At 68.0% G+C, this 17,259-nt stretch carries 13 protein-coding genes and 1 pseudogene; 5 read left to right on the top strand and 9 right to left on the bottom strand.

Annotation, left to right across the window (positions count from 1 at the left end; all coding sequences use genetic code 11):
* Positions 1-271, top strand: a pseudogene (locus ACZ4LX_RS32465) (hypothetical protein); the annotation flags it as partial.
* 118 nt (positions 272-389) lie between these two features.
* On the opposite strand, the gene ACZ4LX_RS32460 reads toward ACZ4LX_RS32465, so the two are convergent.
* From ACZ4LX_RS32460 to ACZ4LX_RS32425, 8 genes are all read right to left on the bottom strand, one after another.
* Positions 390-1,532 carry an ABC transporter ATP-binding protein gene (locus tag ACZ4LX_RS32460; protein WP_467650461.1) on the bottom strand — a complete coding sequence of 381 codons (1,143 nt, stop codon included), beginning with the start codon at positions 1,530-1,532 and terminating at the stop codon, positions 390-392.
* Positions 1,525-2,583 (bottom strand): ABC transporter ATP-binding protein, encoded by a 1,059-nt coding sequence (locus ACZ4LX_RS32455; protein WP_467650462.1) that lies wholly within the window; start codon positions 2,581-2,583, stop codon positions 1,525-1,527. Before ACZ4LX_RS32455 ends, ACZ4LX_RS32460 begins: the two co-directional genes overlap by 8 nt.
* Positions 2,584-2,594: 11 nt before the next feature.
* Positions 2,595-3,545: an ABC transporter permease gene (locus ACZ4LX_RS32450; protein WP_467650463.1), complete on the bottom strand. Its 951-nt coding sequence runs from the start codon at positions 3,543-3,545 to the stop codon at positions 2,595-2,597.
* On the bottom strand, positions 3,538-4,470 hold the full coding sequence (locus ACZ4LX_RS32445) for an ABC transporter permease (RefSeq protein WP_467650499.1): 933 nt from the start codon (positions 4,468-4,470) through the stop codon (positions 3,538-3,540). The genes ACZ4LX_RS32450 and ACZ4LX_RS32445 overlap by 8 nt, the downstream gene beginning before the upstream one ends.
* A gap of 169 nt (positions 4,471-4,639) precedes the next feature.
* On the bottom strand, positions 4,640-6,280 hold the full coding sequence (locus tag ACZ4LX_RS32440; RefSeq protein WP_467650464.1) for a peptide ABC transporter substrate-binding protein: 1,641 nt from the start codon (positions 6,278-6,280) through the stop codon (positions 4,640-4,642).
* Between the two features lie 662 nt (positions 6,281-6,942).
* On the bottom strand, positions 6,943-8,817 hold the full coding sequence (typA, locus tag ACZ4LX_RS32435; RefSeq protein ID WP_467650465.1) for a translational GTPase TypA: 1,875 nt from the start codon (positions 8,815-8,817) through the stop codon (positions 6,943-6,945).
* Positions 8,818-8,955: 138 nt separating this feature from the next.
* On the bottom strand, positions 8,956-9,675 hold the full coding sequence (locus ACZ4LX_RS32430) for a hypothetical protein (RefSeq protein ID WP_467650466.1): 720 nt from the start codon (positions 9,673-9,675) through the stop codon (positions 8,956-8,958).
* 297 nt (positions 9,676-9,972) lie between these two features.
* Positions 9,973-12,417, bottom strand: a complete 2,445-nt coding sequence (locus ACZ4LX_RS32425; RefSeq protein WP_467650467.1) for an ABC transporter family substrate-binding protein — start codon at positions 12,415-12,417, stop codon at positions 9,973-9,975.
* Between the two features lie 329 nt (positions 12,418-12,746).
* Here ACZ4LX_RS32425 and ACZ4LX_RS32420 point away from each other — a divergent pair, with 329 nt between their 5' ends.
* Genes ACZ4LX_RS32420 through ACZ4LX_RS32405 form a run of 4 tightly spaced genes read left to right on the top strand, consistent with a single transcriptional unit; the run spans position 12,747 to position 16,614 of the window.
* Complete coding sequence (locus ACZ4LX_RS32420) at positions 12,747-13,013, top strand: hypothetical protein (protein ID WP_467650468.1); 267 nt, start codon at positions 12,747-12,749, stop codon at positions 13,011-13,013.
* A 32-nt stretch (positions 13,014-13,045) separates the two neighbouring features.
* The gene (locus ACZ4LX_RS32415; protein WP_467650469.1) at positions 13,046-13,930 is read left to right on the top strand and encodes a hypothetical protein; all 885 of its coding nucleotides are present in this window, start codon (positions 13,046-13,048) and stop codon (positions 13,928-13,930) included.
* Entirely contained in the window at positions 13,931-15,844 is a 1,914-nt protein-coding gene (locus ACZ4LX_RS32410; RefSeq protein WP_467650470.1) for a fumarate reductase/succinate dehydrogenase flavoprotein subunit, read from the top strand.
* On the top strand, positions 15,841-16,614 hold the full coding sequence (locus tag ACZ4LX_RS32405) for a succinate dehydrogenase/fumarate reductase iron-sulfur subunit (RefSeq protein ID WP_467650471.1): 774 nt from the start codon (positions 15,841-15,843) through the stop codon (positions 16,612-16,614). The genes ACZ4LX_RS32410 and ACZ4LX_RS32405 overlap by 4 nt, the downstream gene beginning before the upstream one ends.
* Before the next feature lie 72 nt (positions 16,615-16,686).
* Here ACZ4LX_RS32405 and ACZ4LX_RS32400 read toward each other — a convergent pair whose 3' ends face one another.
* Positions 16,687-17,238 (bottom strand): isochorismatase family protein, encoded by a 552-nt coding sequence (locus ACZ4LX_RS32400; RefSeq protein ID WP_467650472.1) that lies wholly within the window; start codon positions 17,236-17,238, stop codon positions 16,687-16,689.
* Positions 17,239-17,259 lie beyond the last annotated feature (21 nt).

Below are 17,259 nucleotides of genomic sequence, written 5' to 3'. Positions count from 1 at the left end.
GAGGAACCTGGTGGCCGTGGATACCTCTTTCTACACATCCTTCATGTCCGAAGAAATCCGGGACGAAGGCCGAGCCCAGGGCCGAGCCCAAGGCCAGGCAGAAGCCCGGGCAAAGAGCCTTCTCCTGATCGTCGACGCACGCGGCATCGCCCTCACCGACGAACTCCGCCAGAAGATCACCACCTGCACCGACTCCCACCTGCTGAACCAGTGGCTCCAACGCGCCGCCACCGCCACCACCGCCGAGGAAATCTTCACCACGGACCACTGACCGGCCGTCGCCCCTGATCGGGCACCAGAAGAAGCTGGCACAAGAAAAACGGACCCCCCGGGTTCCCGTAAGGGCTCCCGAGGGGTCCGGTCATGTCCGCGAGGGACGTCGTGACGCGTCAGGCCGCGTGCACCACGTCCTTCTCCTCCGCGAAGTGGCACGCCGACTCGTGCGCGGCCGGCGTCTTCGCGGTCTTGAAGCGCTCCGGGATCGCCAGCAGCGGCATCTCCTCGGCGCACTTCGCCTCGGCCTTCCAGCAGCGGGTGCGGAAGCGGCAGCCCGACGGCGGGTTGGCCGGGGACGGGACGTCGCCGGTCAGGATGATCCGCTCGCGGCCCTCACGGGCCTCCGGGTCCGGAACCGGGACCGCCGACAGCAGCGCCTGGGTGTAGGGGTGCGTCGGGTGGTCGTAGATCTGCGTGTCCGTACCGATCTCGGCCATCTTGCCGAGGTACATGACGCCGACCCGGTCCGAGATGTGCCGGACGATCGAGAGGTCGTGCGCGATGAAGAGGTAGGAGAGGTTGAACTCGTCCTGGAGCTTCCCCATCAGGTTGATGACCTGCGCCTGCACCGACACGTCGAGCGCGGAGACCGGCTCGTCGCAGATGATGATCTCCGGGTTGAGCGCGAGGCCGCGGGCGATGCCGATGCGCTGGCGCTGACCGCCGGAGAACTGGTGCGGGTACCGGTTGATGTACTCCGGGTTGAGACCGACGACTTCGAGGAGCTCCTGCACCTTGCGGCGCCGGTCGCCCTTCGGGGCCACCTCGGGGTGGATGTCGTAGGGCTCGCCGATGATGTCGCCGACCGTCATACGCGGGTTCAGCGAGGTGTACGGGTCCTGGAACACCATCTGGATGTTGCGGCGCACGGCCTTCAGCGCGCGGCCGGACAGCTTGGTGATGTCCTGGCCCTTGTAGAAGACCTCGCCGGCGGTGGCCCGCTCCAGCGTCATCAGGAGCTTGGCGACGGTGGACTTGCCACAGCCGGACTCGCCCACGATGCCGAGCGTCTCGCCCGCGTACAGGTCGAACGAGATCCCGTCCACGGCCTTGACCGCACCGACCTGCTTCTTGAACAGGATGCCCTGGGTCAGCGGGAAGTGCTTGACCAGGTTGCGGACCTGGAGGATCGGCTCGCCCTGCGACACGGGTGCGTCGATGGCGGCCACGGCCTCCGCCTCGGTGGCCGCGTCGACCGTCTCCACGTCGGAGACGTTCGGGGTGGCGTCCACGGGCTCCTTCTTGATGTCAGCCATGGATCGTCTCCTTCCAGAAGTGGCAGGCGCTGCCGCGTCCGACCAGCTCGGTGCCGTCCTGCTCGGTCACCGGAGCGATCGCCGGAATGTCCGTACGGCAGATGTCCTGCGCCATGGTGCAGCGCGGGTTGAAGGCACAACCCGTGGGCACGTTGAGCAGGTTGGGCGGCAGGCCCTTGATCGCGAAGAGCTCCTGGCCCTTCTGGTCCAGGCGCGGGATCGACTCCAGCAGACCCTTGGTGTACGGGTGCGCCGGGCGCTTGTAGATCTCGTGCACGGGAGCGGTCTCGACGATCCGGCCCGCGTACATCACGGCGATCTTGTCGGCCACGTCCGCGACGACGCCGAGGTCGTGCGTGATCAGGATCAGGCCCATGTTGTACTCGCGCTGGAGCTCCGCGAGCAGGTCCATGACCTGGGCCTGGACGGTCACGTCGAGCGCGGTGGTCGGCTCGTCCGCGATGATCAGGTCCGGCTCCAGGGCCAGCGCCATGGCGATCATGATGCGCTGTCGCATACCGCCGGAGAACTGGTGGGGGTAGTCCGAGACCCGGGCCGCTGCGGCCGGGATCTTGACCTGGTCCATCAGCTCGATGGCCTTGGCGCGGGCTTCCTTCTTGGACAGGCCCTGGTGGACCCGGAACATCTCGCCGAGCTGGTAGCCGACGGTGAGGACCGGGTTCAGCGAGGAGAGCGCGTCCTGGAAGATCATCGCGATCTTCTGGCCCCGGATCTGCCGGCGCTCCTCGTAGGACATCTTGAGCATGTCCTGGCCGCGGAAGAGGATCTCGCCCTGCGGGATCTTCCCCGGCGGCATGTCGAGGATGCCCATGATGGCCTGCGCCGTCACGGACTTGCCGGAGCCGGACTCACCGAGAACGGCGAGGGTCTCTCCCGCGTTCACGCTGTAGTTGACACCGTTGACCGCCTTGGCCACACCGTCGCGGGTGTGGAACTCCACGTGCAGGTCACGGACATCGAGCAGGGGCCCGACGTAGTCGTCACCCGAGCGTGCGGACGGGACTTCTGCGGTCTTGTTGATGGTGGCCACGTTCGCCCTCCTTATCGCGACTTCGGATCGAGGGCGTTGCGGACGGCTTCGCCGAGCATGATGAACGCCAGAACGGTGATGCTGAGCATGATCGACGGGTACAGCAGGATGTGCTGTGCGACGCGGATCTGGGCCGAGCCACCGGAGATGTCCATACCCCACGAGATCGTCGGGTCGGCGAGACCCAGACCGAGGTAGGACAGGGTCGCCTCGGCCGAGATGTAGACACCGAGCGAGATGGTGGCGACCACGATCACCGGGGCCATGGCGTTGGGCAGGATGTGCCGGAAGAGGATCCGGCCGGTGCCCGCGCCGAGCGCTCTGGCGGCCTGGACGTAGTCCGACTGCTTGATGACGATCACCGCACCACGCATGACACGCGCGATCTGGGTCCAGCCGAGGAACGCCAGGGCGAAGACGACCACCCAGACCTTCCGCTCGGTGAACGCCTGGAGGACGACCATGGCGCCCAGCAGGAACGGGATGCCGAGGAAGACGTTGGTGAAGAAGCCCGAGAGCAGGGCGTCGACCCAGCCGCCGAAGTAGCCGGCGAGCATGCCGATCAGTCCGCCGAACAGCGTCACCAGGAGCGTGACGCAGACGCCGACGGTGATCGAGGCGCGGGTGCCGTAGATGACACGCGCGTAGACACTGTGGCCCTGGCCGTCGTAGCCGAGCCAGCCCTCGGAGCCGATCTTGCTCAGCTCCGGCTTGCCCAGGTAGTGGTGCACCAGGTCGGCCGAGGTCGGCGAGGCGTTGGTGAACAGGCCGGGGAAGACCGCCATCACGAGAAGGATGAGGATCAGGACCGACGAGATGATGAAGTACCAGTTGGAGCGCAGGTCCCGCCAGGCGTCGCCCCACAGGCTGCGGGCCTTCTCCGCCTTCACCGTCGCCGACGGGTCCGCGAGGGGCGCCTTGGAGTCCTCGGGCGCGGGAGCGGTCTTGGTCACGTCAGGCATAACGGATCCTCGGGTCCAGGACCGCGTACAGCAGGTCGACGATGAGGCTCATCAGGAGATAGACGAGCACCAGGATGGTGACGAGGCCGACGAGCGTCGTGCCTTCACGCTTCTGAATCGACTCGTAGATCGTGCCGCCGATGCCCTTGACGTTGAACAGGCCCTCGGTGACGACCGCGCCGCCCATCAGGGCACCGAGGTCGGTGCCGAGGAAGGTGATGACCGGGATCAGCGAGTTGCGCATCAGGTGCACGCCGACGATGCGCCGCTTGGGAAGTCCCTTGGCGATGGCGGTACGCATGTAGTCGGAGCGAAGGTTCTCGGCCATCGTCGTACGCGTGAGGCGCGCGACGTAGGCGAGTGACAGTGAGCCCAGCACGATGGCGGGCGCCAGCAGTTCGCCCCACTTGGCGTCATTGGACACGTTCGGATCGATCCAGCCGAGCTGGAAGGCGAACACGGCCTTGATGATGAAGCCGAGGACGAACACCGGGATCGAGATGATCAACAGGGTGAAGACCAGCACCGCGTTGTCGGTGAGCCGGCCGGCCCGCAGACCGGCGATGGTGCCGAGGCCGATGCCGACGACGATCTCAATGACGAACGCCATGCCGGCCAGCCGGAGGGTGACGGGGAACGCGTCGCCGAGGACGTCCGTGACGGGACGTCCGCTGGCTATCTGATCACCGAAATCGAGATGCAGGACGATGCCTGTCATGTAATTCCAGTACTGCTGCAGGATCGGCAGATCAAGGCCCTTTTCGTGGCGAAGTCTCGCCAGTGTGGCCGGATCGACACCCTTGTCCCCGAACAGCCCACGCACGGGGTCGCCGGGCAGTGTGTAGACCATCAGGAAGATCAGCAGAGTTGTCCCGAGGAAGACCGGGATCATCTGGAGCAGTCGTCGTGCGACATAGCGCCCCATCATGCCTCCATGTAATAGGCAAGCAGCAGCCGACGGGCCCTCCCCCGCACCGACTCCCCCTGTGGGGTCGTCGGTTGCGTGGAAGGGCCCCCCGGCCACGGCGTGCGGACAAGCGCGGACCGTCTTTCGATGCCGGTCCCGCGCCTGCGCGCGGACTACGTAGGTGTGATTACTTCTTGACTTCGATCTGGCTCAGGATCGGGTCGCCGTCCTGCGCGTAGTTCACGTTCTGGACCTTCTCCGAGAAACCGGCGTTGACCTTGTAGTACCAGAGCGGGATGGAGGGCATGTAGTTCGCCAGCTCCTTCTCGATCTTCTGGTACGCCGCGACGGACTCGTCGAGGGAGGCCGCGGAGTCAGCCTTCTTGATCTCCGCGTCCAGGCCCTTGTTCGTGAAGTCACCCTGGTTACCGGCGGCACCGGTACGGAACAGGTCCGAGATGAAGTTCGCGTTCACCGGGTAGTCGAGCACCCAGCCGGAACGGTAGAGGGACTTGACCTCCTTGGCGTCACGAGCGTTCGTGTCGGCCTGGAAGTCGGCCTTCGAGTCGGTGGTGCACTTGACACCGGTCGACTGCGTGATGCTGTTGCAGACGGCCTCGACCCATTCCTTGTGGCCACCGTCGGCGTTGAACTGGATCGAGATCTTGTTGCCCGGGACGCCGCCACCCTCCTTGATGAGAGCCTTGGCCTTCGCCGGGTCGTACTTGGTGACGTCGCCGGCGGCGTCCTTCTGGAAGCCGAGAACACCCTGCGCGACCCAGCCGGTGGCGGGCTCACGCGTGCCCTGGAGCACCGTCTTGGTGATCGTGGCGCGGTCGATACCCATCGACAGGCCCTGGAGCACCTTCGGGTTGATGTCCTTGAACTGGTCCGTGTAGTAGGCGACGGCGATCGTCTGGATCGCGGAGTACGCCTTGTCCACGGCGCGGTCACCGAGGTCGGACCGGTAGACCGGGAGGTCCTTCGGGCCGATCTGGCGCAGCACGTCGACGTTGCCGGACTTCAGGTCCTCGTAGGCGGTCTCGAGGGTGGTGTAGTTCTTGAAGATCACACCACCGTTCTTCGCCTTGTCGAGACCCTTGTAGTCGTCGTTGCGGACGACCTTGATCTGCTTCTTGTGGTCCCAGCTGACGAACTTGTACGCGCCGTTGCCGACCGGCTTCTCGCCGGCGGCCTTCGGGTCCGCGTAGAAGGACTCGGGCAGCGGGGAGAAGACCGTGTAGCCGAGCTTGTACGAGAAGTACGGGAGCGGGGCGTTGAGCTCGATGGTGAACGTGTAGTCGTCCACCTTCTTCAGACCGGACATGGCGTCGGCCTTGGGCTTGGCCTTGGCGTCTTCGGGGTAGACGTCGGTGAAGCCCTTGATGTCGCCGAACCAGGACGCGTTGGTCTGGTTGTTCTTGACGTTGGCGGCCCAGTTCCAGGCCTTGATGTAGGACTCGGCCGTGACGGGCGTGCCGTCGTGGAACTTCCAGTCCTTCTTGAGCTTGACCGTCCAGAGCTTGCTGTCCGTGGTCTCGACAGACTCCGCGTTGATCATCTCAAGCTTGCCGGACGCGTCGTAGTCGACCAGCTGCGAGAAGATCGAGTCGGTGACGATGCTGCCGTTCGACTCCATCGTGTTGGCCGGCTGCAGCGGGTTCTGCGGCTCACCGACCTCGACGGAGAAGATGCCGTCAGCGTTGACGGCACCCTTGGTGCCGCCCTTGCCCTTGTCGGCGTCGTCGTCGCCGCCGCCACAGGCAGTCGCAGCCAGGGCGATGATGGCCGCTCCCGCGACCCACTTGGCGCTCTTGGCACCACGCATGGGTTTCCTCCTCATGAGTCCACTTTTGACTACAAGAAGGGCACTGGGTCGATACACCGACACCCCTGACGGTGATCGTTTCAGTGCCCTTAGTGTGCTCGTGAGTCGGCACTCCCCACAGTGCGTGACCCATTGACCCGAGCTCAATGGAGCCAACTATTAAGTACGACTGGGCCGTAAACCACACTTAAAGGGTCTCGGTTTGACAACATCCGCCACTCGTGCGGATCAAAATCCGGACAAACCGATCCCAGACAGACACCCCCGAAACGGACTGTTAACACACGTTTCGGAGAGCGACGCCCGATTATCGGACGCCCATGTCTCGCATGGTGGACACCGTGACCGGAAAACCGGTTGCCAAAGGCCAGGGCCCCCACAGTGTCTGCGAGGGCCCTGGCCTTCTGCAATGCCCCGGGCCGACGGATCATCGGCCGAAAATGGCCTATCCGTCGCCGGACCGGTTGTGCTGCTCGGTGTCAGCGGTACAAGACGTCAGGACGGTCAGACGTCCGGACGGTCAGACGTCAGGACATCCGGACGTCGGTGATGCGGGACGCCGGTGACGCGGGACGTCAATAGTGCGGGGCGCCCGTGCAGTGCCGGGCGCCCGTGCCCTGCCCGACGTCCCGCCGTGCGGGACGTCAGCCGTGCGGGAGACGTCAGTTGTGCTTGGCGCGCGAGGCGGAACGGCCGCGCATCTTCTGGTCCAGGACGACCTTGCGGATACGGACCGTCTCCGGGGTGACCTCGATGCACTCGTCGTCGCGGCAGAACTCCAGCGACTGCTCCAGCGACAGCTTGCGCGCCGGCACCACGTTCTCCGTGGTGTCCGCGGAAGCCGCACGCATGTTGGTGAGCTTCTTCTCCTTGGTGATGTTCACGTCCATGTCGTCGGCGCGCGAGTTCTCGCCGATGATCATGCCCTCGTAGACCTCGGTGCCGGCCTCGGTGAAGATGACACCGCGCTCCTGGAGGTTGACCATCGCGAACGGCGTCACGACGCCCGAACGGTCGGCCACCAGCGAGCCGTTGTGACGGGTCCGCAGCTCGCCGAACCACGGCTCGTGGCCCTCGAACAGGGAGTGCGCGATGCCCGTACCGCGGGTCTGGGTCAGGAACTCCGTACGGAAGCCGATGAGGCCTCGGGACGGGACGATCCACTCCATGCGGACCCAGCCCGAACCGTGGTTCGTCATCGTCTCCATGCGGCCCTTGCGGGTCGCCATGAGCTGCGTGATGGCGCCGAGGTGCTCCTCCGGCGAGTCGATCGTCATGCGCTCGATCGGCTCGTGCGTCTTGCCGTCGACCTGCTTGGTGACGACCTCCGGCTTGCCGACGGTCAGCTCGAAGCCCTCGCGGCGCATGGTCTCGACCAGGATGGCCAGGGCGAGCTCACCACGGCCCTGGACCTCCCACGCGTCGGGACGCTCGGTGTCCAGCACGCGGAGCGAGACGTTACCGATCAGCTCGCGGTCGAGGCGGTCCTTGATCTGGCGCGCGGTGACCTTGTGGCCCTTGCCGCCCTTGCCGACCAGCGGCGAGGTGTTGGCACCGATGGTCATCGAGATGGCCGGCTCGTCGACCGTGATCAGCGGCAGCGCGATCGGGTTCTCGGTGTCGGCCAGGGTCTCGCCGATCATGATGTCCGGAATACCGGCGATCGCGCAGATGTCACCCGGACCGGCCTTCTCGGCGGGCTTGCGGGTGAGCGCCTCGGTCATCAGCAGCTCGGTGATGCGGACGTTGGACTGCGTGCCGTCGCGCTTGATCCAGGTGACCGTCTGGCCCTTGCGCAGCTCGCCCTGCTCGACACGGCAGAGCGCGATACGGCCGAGGAAGTTGTCGGCGTCCAGGTTGGTGACGTGCGCCTGGAGCGGGGCGTCCTCGTCGTACTCCGGGGCCGGGACCGCGGAGAGGATGGTGCTGAAGAACGGCTCCAGGCTGTCGCTGTCCGCCGGGACCGAGCCGTCCTCCGGCTTGGTCAGCGAGGCGACGCCGTCACGGGCGCAGGCGTAGACGATCGGGAACTCGATCTGGTCCTCGTCGGCGTCCAGGTCCAGGAAGAGGTCGTACGTCTCGTCGATGACCTCGGCGATCCGGGAGTCCGGCCGGTCCGTCTTGTTGATGCAGAGGATGACCGGCAGCTTGGCCGTGAGCGCCTTGCGGAGCACGAAGCGGGTCTGCGGCAGCGGGCCCTCGGAGGCGTCGACCAGCAGCACGACCGCGTCCACCATCGACAGGCCTCGCTCGACCTCACCACCGAAGTCGGCGTGGCCGGGGGTGTCGATGATGTTGATCGTGATGACGTCGCCGCCATCCTTGGGGTGGTACTTCACGGCCGTGTTCTTGGCCAGGATCGTGATGCCCTTCTCACGCTCCAGGTCGTTCGAGTCCATCATGCGTTCGTCGAGGTTCTCGGCGGCGTGCGCGGCGAAGGCGCCGGCCTGCCTGAGCATGGCGTCGACCAGCGTGGTCTTGCCGTGGTCGACGTGGGCGACGATGGCTACGTTACGGATGTCGTGGCGCGTGGGCATGGGTGGCTTGCGCTTCTCTCGGATCGGGGATTCAGGCGTCTTAGTCGGTCTTGAGTCCTCGTACGCCCGCCGGGCGGACGCGCCACGGCTAGTCCCCATGGTACGGGGCGGGCGCGCCTGCGGCTTCCCGGGCAAGTTTTACCGGCCGCAGGACAGGCGCACGGCCTCGCGCGCAGGGGCCCCGGCGTCCTTGAGGGGAGGCTCCTCGCAGGCGAGGAACCCCTCGCCTGTCACGATCCAGGTCGACACATGCCCGGTGGTCGGTTCCCGGTCTCCGCCACTGCCGCAGGAGTAGCGGAAGTCCGCCTCGACCAGTTTGACGATGCTGTAGCTCACAAGGCCGCCGGCAAGCCCGCTGACTTCTCCGCCGCCTTCACTGAGAGGCACGTACGCCCCCGGCTCACCCAGCCCGGACCAGCTCGCAGGGTCATCCAGCTCGTCCCCCTTCTCCGCGAGGCCGATGCGCTTGCTCAGGGCGAAGAAGACGGCGTGCGAGTCCAGCCGGGGCCCCTCGGTCTCCAGCGACGCCTGGTCAGTCCGCAGCCGCTGCATCGGCACAGTCAACCTGGTCGGCGCGGCAGTGACGCGCTGCACCTTGGTGACCCCGTTCAGTACGGAGTACTTCCGCAGGTTGAACCAGGTGTACGTGCCGCCCTCGCACGCCCGCTCCTGGGGAACCGACACCTGCTCCGCGCCGGTCTGCGAGGCCGTCGGCGAATCGGCCGGCCTCGACTTCTTCGCGCTCGCGCCCGCGCTCGCGCCCGGGTCGTCCGGCGTCGAGCCGCAGCCGCCCGCGCCTGCGAGGATTCCCGCGGCGAACAGACCTGCCGCGCAGCTGAAAGCCCGCGTCCGCTTCATGTTCCAGCCCCCGTGATCAGTTCTTCCGGTGAAGTTCACCGGTGGTCATGACCACGGTCCCCCGGCGGGGTGTCGCGGACGCGGGACTTGAGCGACTTCAGAGGTGGGGCTCCGAAGCCACTGCTCCGAGGTGGGGCTCGGAGCGGGGACTCCGCGGCCGGTTCTACGGGGTTGGGGCCCCGGCGTCCGGAAGGCGGAGTGCTACCCGGGTCAGCAGGTGGAGACAGCCTTGCCCGCCGGCAGCCGGCGGGCAAGGAAATTGAGCCAGTTCTGAGCTTTCGCTTCCGCTCTGACCTGCTACTTCTTCTGGTTGGCCGGAGCACCGGCGGACTGCGGCGTCTTGAAACCGATGTCCTGATAGTGCGGCGCCCCGAGGCCGAAGGCTCCGACGTTCACCAGCTTTTTGTCCGTCGCGACCAGCTGCGGGCGCTGATAGAGGGGAATCGATCCCGCGGCGGCCCAGATACGGGCGTCCGCCTGCTTCATGAGGTTCCTGGCGGCCCCCTCGTCGAGCTCCGACGCCGCCTCGTCGAAGAGCTGGTCGATGTGGTCCGAACCGACACGGGTGTAGTTCTGCTCGACCAGGAGCGAGCCGTCGGTGGCGGGTACCGGCTTGGCGAAGATCGGACGGTCGTCCGTGGCCGGGTAGGCGGTGGCGGGCCAGGAGTACAGCGCCAGGTCGTAGTCGCCGGACGCCACGTGGTCCTGGAAGTAGCTGTCGTCGGAGACCTTGGTGATCTCGGTACGGACCCCGATCGTGTCGAGCATCGCCGCGATCCTGTCGCCGACGCCTCGCAGGGACTCGGAGCCGGGACCGGACGGCAGGACGAACCGCAGCGTCAGCGGCTTGCCGTCCTTGCCGAGGGGGCCGCGTGCCGAGTCGGGGGCCTGGTCGGGAGCCTGGGCGGGGGCCGCGGTACCGGCCGGGGCGTAGGCGCCGGCCGCGCCGCCGGGCTGCCGGTCCTGCGCGGTGATCCGGACAGGGGCGTCCTCGGAGGTACCCGTCTCGCCCAGGCGTCCGGCCTGGCGCAGCAGGGCGGCACTCTGCTCGGCGGCGACCGCGGCGGGCGCGATGACGCGGGTGGCCGCGCCGTCGGCGTCGCCGGGCTTGTTGTCGTCGCCGACGATGTAGAGGCCGTCGTCGGCGGAGGGCTCGCGCCCGGCGGCGTGGTTCGTCTTGCCGTCGTCCGTCGCGCTGCCGGACTCCTCCTCCGACGCGTCCTCGTTCTCCGACGCCGTCTCCTCCTCCTGGGCCCTTTCCTGGGCCTTCTTCTCCTCCTTCTTCTCCTGGGCCTTCTTCTCCTCCGCCTGGTCCGTGCCCTTCTGCTTCTCGCCCTCGCTGCCGGCCTTGGTCCCGTCCGTCTTCTTCGTGGCGCCCTCGCGCGTCCAGCCCGCGTCGGCCAGCAGGGCCTGGGCCTCCTCGGTGTCCTGGCTGCCCAGCGCGTCGCTGCTGTCCTTGTACCCGGGCTGCCCGGCCAGGGCCAGGTGGCTGCCGAGCGGTTCGGCGGGCAGGCCGAGCGGCCCGAGTACGGCGTCGGCGAGTTCCTGGCGGTCCAGCGCGCGGGCCACGGCCCGGCGTACCCGGTCGTCGGCGAGCGGCCCGGTCTCACCGTTCAGCGCGAGCTGGGTGTAGGCGGGCTCCAGGGACTTGCGGACCACGTATCCGCGCAGGTCGTTCTGCTCGGCGGCGTACGCCTTCGCGGCCCTGGCCTTCTCGTCCCGGGCCTTCTGCGCCTCCTCGGCCACCTCCTCGTCGGAGCCGTGCGCCAGTGCCCAGGACCGCAACGCCGCTGCCGGGGAGCTGTAGGAGCCGGGGCCGTGGGCGGGCGGTGCGCCGTTGCTGCCGGTGTCGCGGGCGGCCAGGGCGATCCGGTGGGCGGCCGCCGCGTCGATGTCGGCGACGTCGACCGTCCCCTCGGTCAGTGCCTCGGTGCGGTCCTGCGGCTCGACGGCCTTGAAGACCAGGGAGTCGAGTTTGGCGGGGCTGCCCCACCAGCGCGGGTTGCGGGCCAGCGCGACGGACTTCGCCTCCTTGTCCACCTCGCGCAGCCGGAAGGGTCCCGCGGTCGCCTTGAGCGTGGACCGCGCACCGTCGTTGAAGGCGTCCGGGGAGCCCGTCACCTGCTTCGGGTACAGCGGGGAGAAGAGGGAGCGCCAGTCCGCGTACGGCTTGGCGAAGGTGACCTTGACCTCCAGGTCGTCGGCGCCGCGCTCGATCTTCTCGATGCGTTCGTACCCGGCGTTGCGGGCCGTCCAGAAGGCGGAGTCCTTGCCGCTCAGCGCGCGCCACTGGGCGAGGAAGTCCGGTGCGCCGATCTCCCGGCCGTCGCTCCAGACGGCCTGCTGGTTCAGCCGGTAGAGCACGACCTGCCGGGGCTCGGTCTCCACGACCTTCGCGGACTCCAGGTAGTCCGGGTTCAGCTGCGGCCGGCCCTTCGCGTCCAGCGGGAAGAGCGTGGGCAGGAGCGCGCCGGTGATCCGGGTGGTGGCGCTGTCGGCGTCGGCCTGGAAGGCGTTGAGGGTGGCGGGCATCGCGTCGATCGCCCAGTTGACCGTGCCGCCCTGCGCCACCTGGGCGCGTGCCGCTGCCGCGATGTCCTGCGGGACGACGGCCGCGCCGACGGCCTCGTCGTCGCCCGAGCCGCAGCCGGCGAGTACGGGGAGGGTGAGCACCCCCGTGGTGAGAAGTGCGAGCGAGCGGCGCTTTCGGGATGTCCCGCGCGGGACGCCGACGTGGGACATGACTGAGACCTCCGGGGACGGCCCGGCCCACTCTTACCCGAATAGACCGGATGATTCGTATGTGGTGGCATTTGCAGTTGATCACACTGGTTCCGCCCTTCCACTGAAAGCGTCCACGCGCGGGAGACCACGCAGACACGGCGCAACCATCCGAAATCTCACCCGTGCGGCGGAGTGCCGGGCCCGGCCGGAAAGCGACGCCGCAAGGGGTCGCGGCCCCGCAACCGGCAAGACGGAGCGGTCGGCTCTCTTCCCAACAGGGATGTGAGGCGCAACACTCGCAGGCGCATGAGCATGGCCACACGCGACTGCGGAAGTGAGATCAAGTCATGTCACTAAGCGACGAATTGACGGCAGTTCAGAACTGTCTCGACGACCTGGTCCGCACCGTCGGACGGCTGGAGCGGAGCATCGCGCAGCTGCGCGAAACGGACACCGTGCGGGACCCGCTCGCCCCGGCCCGAGACACCGCGCAGCCCTGCGACACCGCACCCGTCGACGGCGTCATCACGATCACCGAAGCGCCGTACGACACCACCCTGTGGACGGACTCGGACGACGAGGGTCTGGGCGTCCGCGGCAGACATGCCCCCTGAAAGGCATGTCTGACACCTCCTAGGAGATCTCCTTGGCCACCGGTACGGAAACAGGAACGGATTCAGACAAAGATCCAGGCACGTCTCCCAGCACGGCTGCGGGTGCGAAACCACCGGCCGCCCGGCCGCGGGGTGTGCACCATCCCACGCGGGCCGCCATCACCGCCCTGCATCTGCGGACCGACCGCTGGTGGCTTTCGCCCGCGGTGACGGCGGGCGGGCTGCTCGCCTTCATCGTCTACTCGACATGGCGGGCGTTCTCGAACGCGGACTACTACGCCGCCCCCTATGTCTCGCCCTTCTACTCACCCTGTCTCGCGGACAGCTGCGCGCCCATGCGGCACGGCCCGAACTGGGAGATCTTCGGCAGCTGGTGGGGTCTGTCGCCCGCCCTGCTGATCCTGGTCTTCCCGCTCGGCTTCCGGCTGACCTGTTACTACTACCGCAAGGCCTACTACCGGGGCTTCTGGGCCTCGCCCCCGGCGTGCGCGGTCGCCGAGCCGCACCAGAAGTACAGCGGCGAGACCCGCTTCCCGCTGATCATGCAGAACATCCACCGGTACGCCTTCTACGCCGCGGTGGCGGTCGCCGGGATCCTGACGTACGACACCGTGCTCACCTTCCGCGACGAGCACTACGCCTGGGGCCACATGGGTCTCGGTTCGCTGATCTTCGTCGTGAACATCGTTCTGATCTGGGCGTACACGGTGTCCTGCCACTCCTGCCGGCACATCATCGGCGGCCGGCTGCGGCACTTCTCCAAGCACCCCGTGCGCTACCGGCTGTGGGGCTGGGTGGGGCGGCTCAACGCCCGTCACATGCTGCTCGCCTGGGCCTCGCTCATCAGCGTGGCGGCGTGCGACTTCTACGTGTACCTCGTCGCCTCCGGCGCCTTCGACGATCCGAGGTTTTTCTGAATGACTGAGCTCGAACGGCAGCAGTGGGACGTCGTCGTGGTCGGTGCCGGAGGCGCCGGGCTGCGCGCCGCGATCGAGGCCCGCGAGCGCGGGGCCCGCACGGCCGTCATCTGCAAATCGCTCTTCGGCAAGGCGCACACGGTCATGGCGGAGGGCGGAATCGCGGCCTCCATGGGCAATGTGAACTCCGGGGACAACTGGCAGGTGCACTTCCGCGACACCATGCGCGGCGGGAAGTTCCTCAACCAGTGGCGGATGGCCGAGCTGCACGCCAAGGAGGCCCCCGACCGGGTCTGGGAGCTGGAGACCTGGGGCGCGCTCTTCGACCGCACCCCCGAGGGCAAGATCTCCCAGCGCAACTTCGGCGGCCACGAGTATCCGCGCCTGGCCCACGTCGGTGACCGTACCGGCCTCGAACTGATCCGCACCCTCCAGCAGAAGATCGTCTCGCTCCAGCAGGAGGACGCACGCGAACTCGGTGATCCCGAAGCGCGGCTGAAGGTCTTCCAGGAGTGCACGGTGACCCGCGTCCTGAAGGACGGGAACAGGGTCTCGGGCACCTTCTGCTACGAACGCGAGACCGGCCGCTTCTTCGTCCTGGAGGCGCCGTCGGTCGTCCTCGCCACCGGCGGCATCGGCAAGTCCTTCAAGGTGACGTCGAATTCCTGGGAGTACACCGGCGACGGCCACGCGCTGGCCCTGCTCGCGGGCGCGCCCCTGCTGAACATGGAGTTCGTGCAGTTCCACCCGACCGGCATGGTCTGGCCGCCCTCGGTGAAGGGCATCCTCGTCACCGAGTCGGTGCGCGGTGACGGCGGGGTGCTGCGCAACTCCGAGGGCAAGCGGTTCATGTTCGACTACGTCCCCGATGTGTTCAAGGAGAAGTACGCGCAGTCGGAGGAGGAGGGCGACCGCTGGTACGAGGACCCGGACCACAACCGCCGCCCGCCCGAGCTGCTGCCGCGCGACGAGGTGGCCCGCGCCATCAACTCCGAGGTGAAGGCCGGCCGGGGATCGCCGCACGGCGGGGTGTTCCTGGACGTGTCGACCCGGATGGACGCGGAGCGGATCCGGCGCCGGCTGCCGTCGATGTACCACCAGTTCAAGGAGCTGGCGGACGTCGACATCACGGCCGAGGCCATGGAGGTGGGCCCGACCTGCCACTACGTGATGGGCGGCATAGCCGTCGACTCCGACACCGCCGCCGCCCTGGACGTCCCCGGCCTGTACGCGGCGGGCGAGGTCGCCGGCGGCATGCACGGCTCCAACCGGCTGGGCGGGAACTCCCTCTCCGACCTGCTGGTCTTCGGCCGGCGGGCGGGACTGCACGCCGCCGGACACGCCGCGTCCTGCGCCGACGCCCCGCCGGTGGTGGACCAGGCGCAGATCGACGCCGCCGCGGCCGAGGCACTGCGTCCGTTCAGCGCGGAGGACCTCGCCGAGGGTGCGCCGGCGGAGAACCCGTACACCCTGCACCAGGAACTCCAGCAGACGATGAACGACCTCGTCGGCATCATCCGCCGCGCCCCCGAGATGGAACAGGCCCTGGAGAAACTGGCCGGACTGCGTGAGCGCGCGCGGCGGGCCGGGGTCGAGGGGCACCGGCAGTTCAACCCCGGCTGGCACCTCTCCCTGGACCTGCGCAACATGCTGCTCGTCAGCGAGTGCATCGCGCGGGCGGCGCTGGAGCGTACCGAGAGCCGGGGCGGCCACACCCGCGAGGACTGCCCGGGGATGGACCGCTCCTGGCGCCCGGTCAATCTGCTGTGCCGGCCGGTGGCCGGTCCGGATGCCTCAGGGGGCCGGATCGAGCTCGAACGCGTGGCGACCGAACCCATCCGTCCGGATCTGCTCTCCCTCTTCGAGAAGGAGGAGCTGGTCAAGTACCTCGCCGATGAGGAGCTCCACGAATGAGCAGCTACGACGCACGGTTCAGGGTGTGGCGCGGGGACACCGAGGGCGGCGGTCTGGAGGACTTCGAGGTCGAGGTCAACGACGGCGAGGTCGTCCTCGACATCATCCACCGCATCCAGGCCACCCAGGCGGGCGATCTGGCGGTGAGGTGGAACTGCAAGGCGGGCAAGTGCGGTTCGTGCAGCGCGGAGATCAACGGACGGCCGAGGCTGCTGTGCATGACGCGGATGTCGGTCTTCGGCCGCGAGGAGACCATCACGGTCACCCCGCTCCGGGCCTTCCCCGTGGTGCGCGACCTGGTGACGGATGTGTCGTTCAACTACGCCAAGGCGCGGGAGATACCGGCCTTCGTGCCCCCGGAGGGGGTGAAGGCGGGTGAGTACCGGATGCAGCAGGTCGATGTGGACCGCTCGCAGGAGTTCCGCAAGTGCATCGAGTGCTTCCTGTGCCAGGACACCTGCCATGTGGTGCGTGACCACGAGGAGAACAAGGCGGCCTTCGCCGGTCCGCGCTTCCTGATGCGGGTCGCCGAGCTGGACATGCACCCCCTGGACGCCGCCGCCGAATCCGGACTCGACCGGAAGGCGACGGCCCAGGAGGAGCACGGGCTCGGCCTCTGCAACATCACGAAGTGCTGTACGGAGGTCTGCCCCGAACACATCAAGATCACCGACAACGCGCTGATCCCGTTGAAGGAGCGGGCCGTGGACCGCAAGTACGACCCGCTGGTGTGGCTGGGCAACAAGATCCGGCGGCACGACGCGCTGTAGGGCCGTCCGTCCGGGCCGGGCCGGATTCCGCGAGCCCGGTCCGGCCCGGACGACAGGCGCCGGGGCCGTTCGTCAGCCGAGCAGCTTGACGAGCGCGTCCGTGGTGTCCGTCTCGCCGAGGCGGGGGAAGATCCGCCCGACGCTGTTGTCGTGGGCCTCGGCGCTCATGTCGGTCACCGCGTCGGTGGCGACGGTGACGTGGTAGCCGTGCTCGTGCGCGGAGCGGGCGGTGGACTCGACGCCGATGCTGGTCGCGATGCCCGCCAGCACGATCTGGGTGACGCCCAGGCGGCGCAGCCGGAGGTCGAGATCGGTGCCGTAGAAGGCGCCCCACTGCTGCTTGGTGACGACGATGTCGCCGTCGTGCGGGCCCAGTTCGGGGACGATCTCGGCCCAGTCGGCGGGCGGCCTGCCGGACCCGGCGGGGCTCTCGGTGCGGCCGGGGGCGCCGCCGGTGACACGGACCAGGACGACCGGGAGCCCCTTGGCCCGGAAGGCGTCGGCGAGGGTCGCGGCGCGTGCGACGACCTCGGCGGCGGGGTGGGCGGTCGGCAGTCCGACGATGCCCTTCTGGAGGTCGACGACGACCAGCGCGGTGTTCGGGTCGAGGGTGGTGGCGCTCATGGGCGGTGCTCCTGGCCTGGT

Source organism: Streptomyces sp. NPDC026062 (assembly GCF_055568375.1).
The sequence above is the reverse complement of the archived record's forward strand: the minus strand, read 5'-3'. Positions and strand labels throughout refer to the sequence as shown.

What these genes read in the sequence shown, in the direction of transcription:
- ACZ4LX_RS32445 (WP_467650499.1), bottom strand. Translation starts at nt 4,470, where the DNA reads ATGGGGCGCTATGTCGCACGACGACTGCTCCAGATGATCCCGGTCTTC.
- ACZ4LX_RS32405 (WP_467650471.1), top strand. Translation starts at nt 15,841, where the DNA reads ATGAGCAGCTACGACGCACGGTTCAGGGTGTGGCGCGGGGACACCGAG.
- typA (WP_467650465.1), bottom strand. Translation starts at nt 8,817, where the DNA reads ATGCCCACGCGCCACGACATCCGTAACGTAGCCATCGTCGCCCACGTC.
- ACZ4LX_RS32400 (WP_467650472.1), bottom strand. Translation starts at nt 17,238, where the DNA reads ATGAGCGCCACCACCCTCGACCCGAACACCGCGCTGGTCGTCGTCGAC.
- ACZ4LX_RS32440 (WP_467650464.1), bottom strand. Translation starts at nt 6,280, where the DNA reads ATGCGTGGTGCCAAGAGCGCCAAGTGGGTCGCGGGAGCGGCCATCATC.
- ACZ4LX_RS32425 (WP_467650467.1), bottom strand. Translation starts at nt 12,417, where the DNA reads ATGTCCCACGTCGGCGTCCCGCGCGGGACATCCCGAAAGCGCCGCTCG.
- ACZ4LX_RS32450 (WP_467650463.1), bottom strand. Translation starts at nt 3,545, where the DNA reads ATGCCTGACGTGACCAAGACCGCTCCCGCGCCCGAGGACTCCAAGGCG.
- ACZ4LX_RS32430 (WP_467650466.1), bottom strand. Translation starts at nt 9,675, where the DNA reads ATGAAGCGGACGCGGGCTTTCAGCTGCGCGGCAGGTCTGTTCGCCGCG.
- ACZ4LX_RS32460 (WP_467650461.1), bottom strand. Translation starts at nt 1,532, where the DNA reads ATGGCTGACATCAAGAAGGAGCCCGTGGACGCCACCCCGAACGTCTCC.
- ACZ4LX_RS32420 (WP_467650468.1), top strand. Translation starts at nt 12,747, where the DNA reads ATGTCACTAAGCGACGAATTGACGGCAGTTCAGAACTGTCTCGACGAC.
- ACZ4LX_RS32410 (WP_467650470.1), top strand. Translation starts at nt 13,931, where the DNA reads ATGACTGAGCTCGAACGGCAGCAGTGGGACGTCGTCGTGGTCGGTGCC.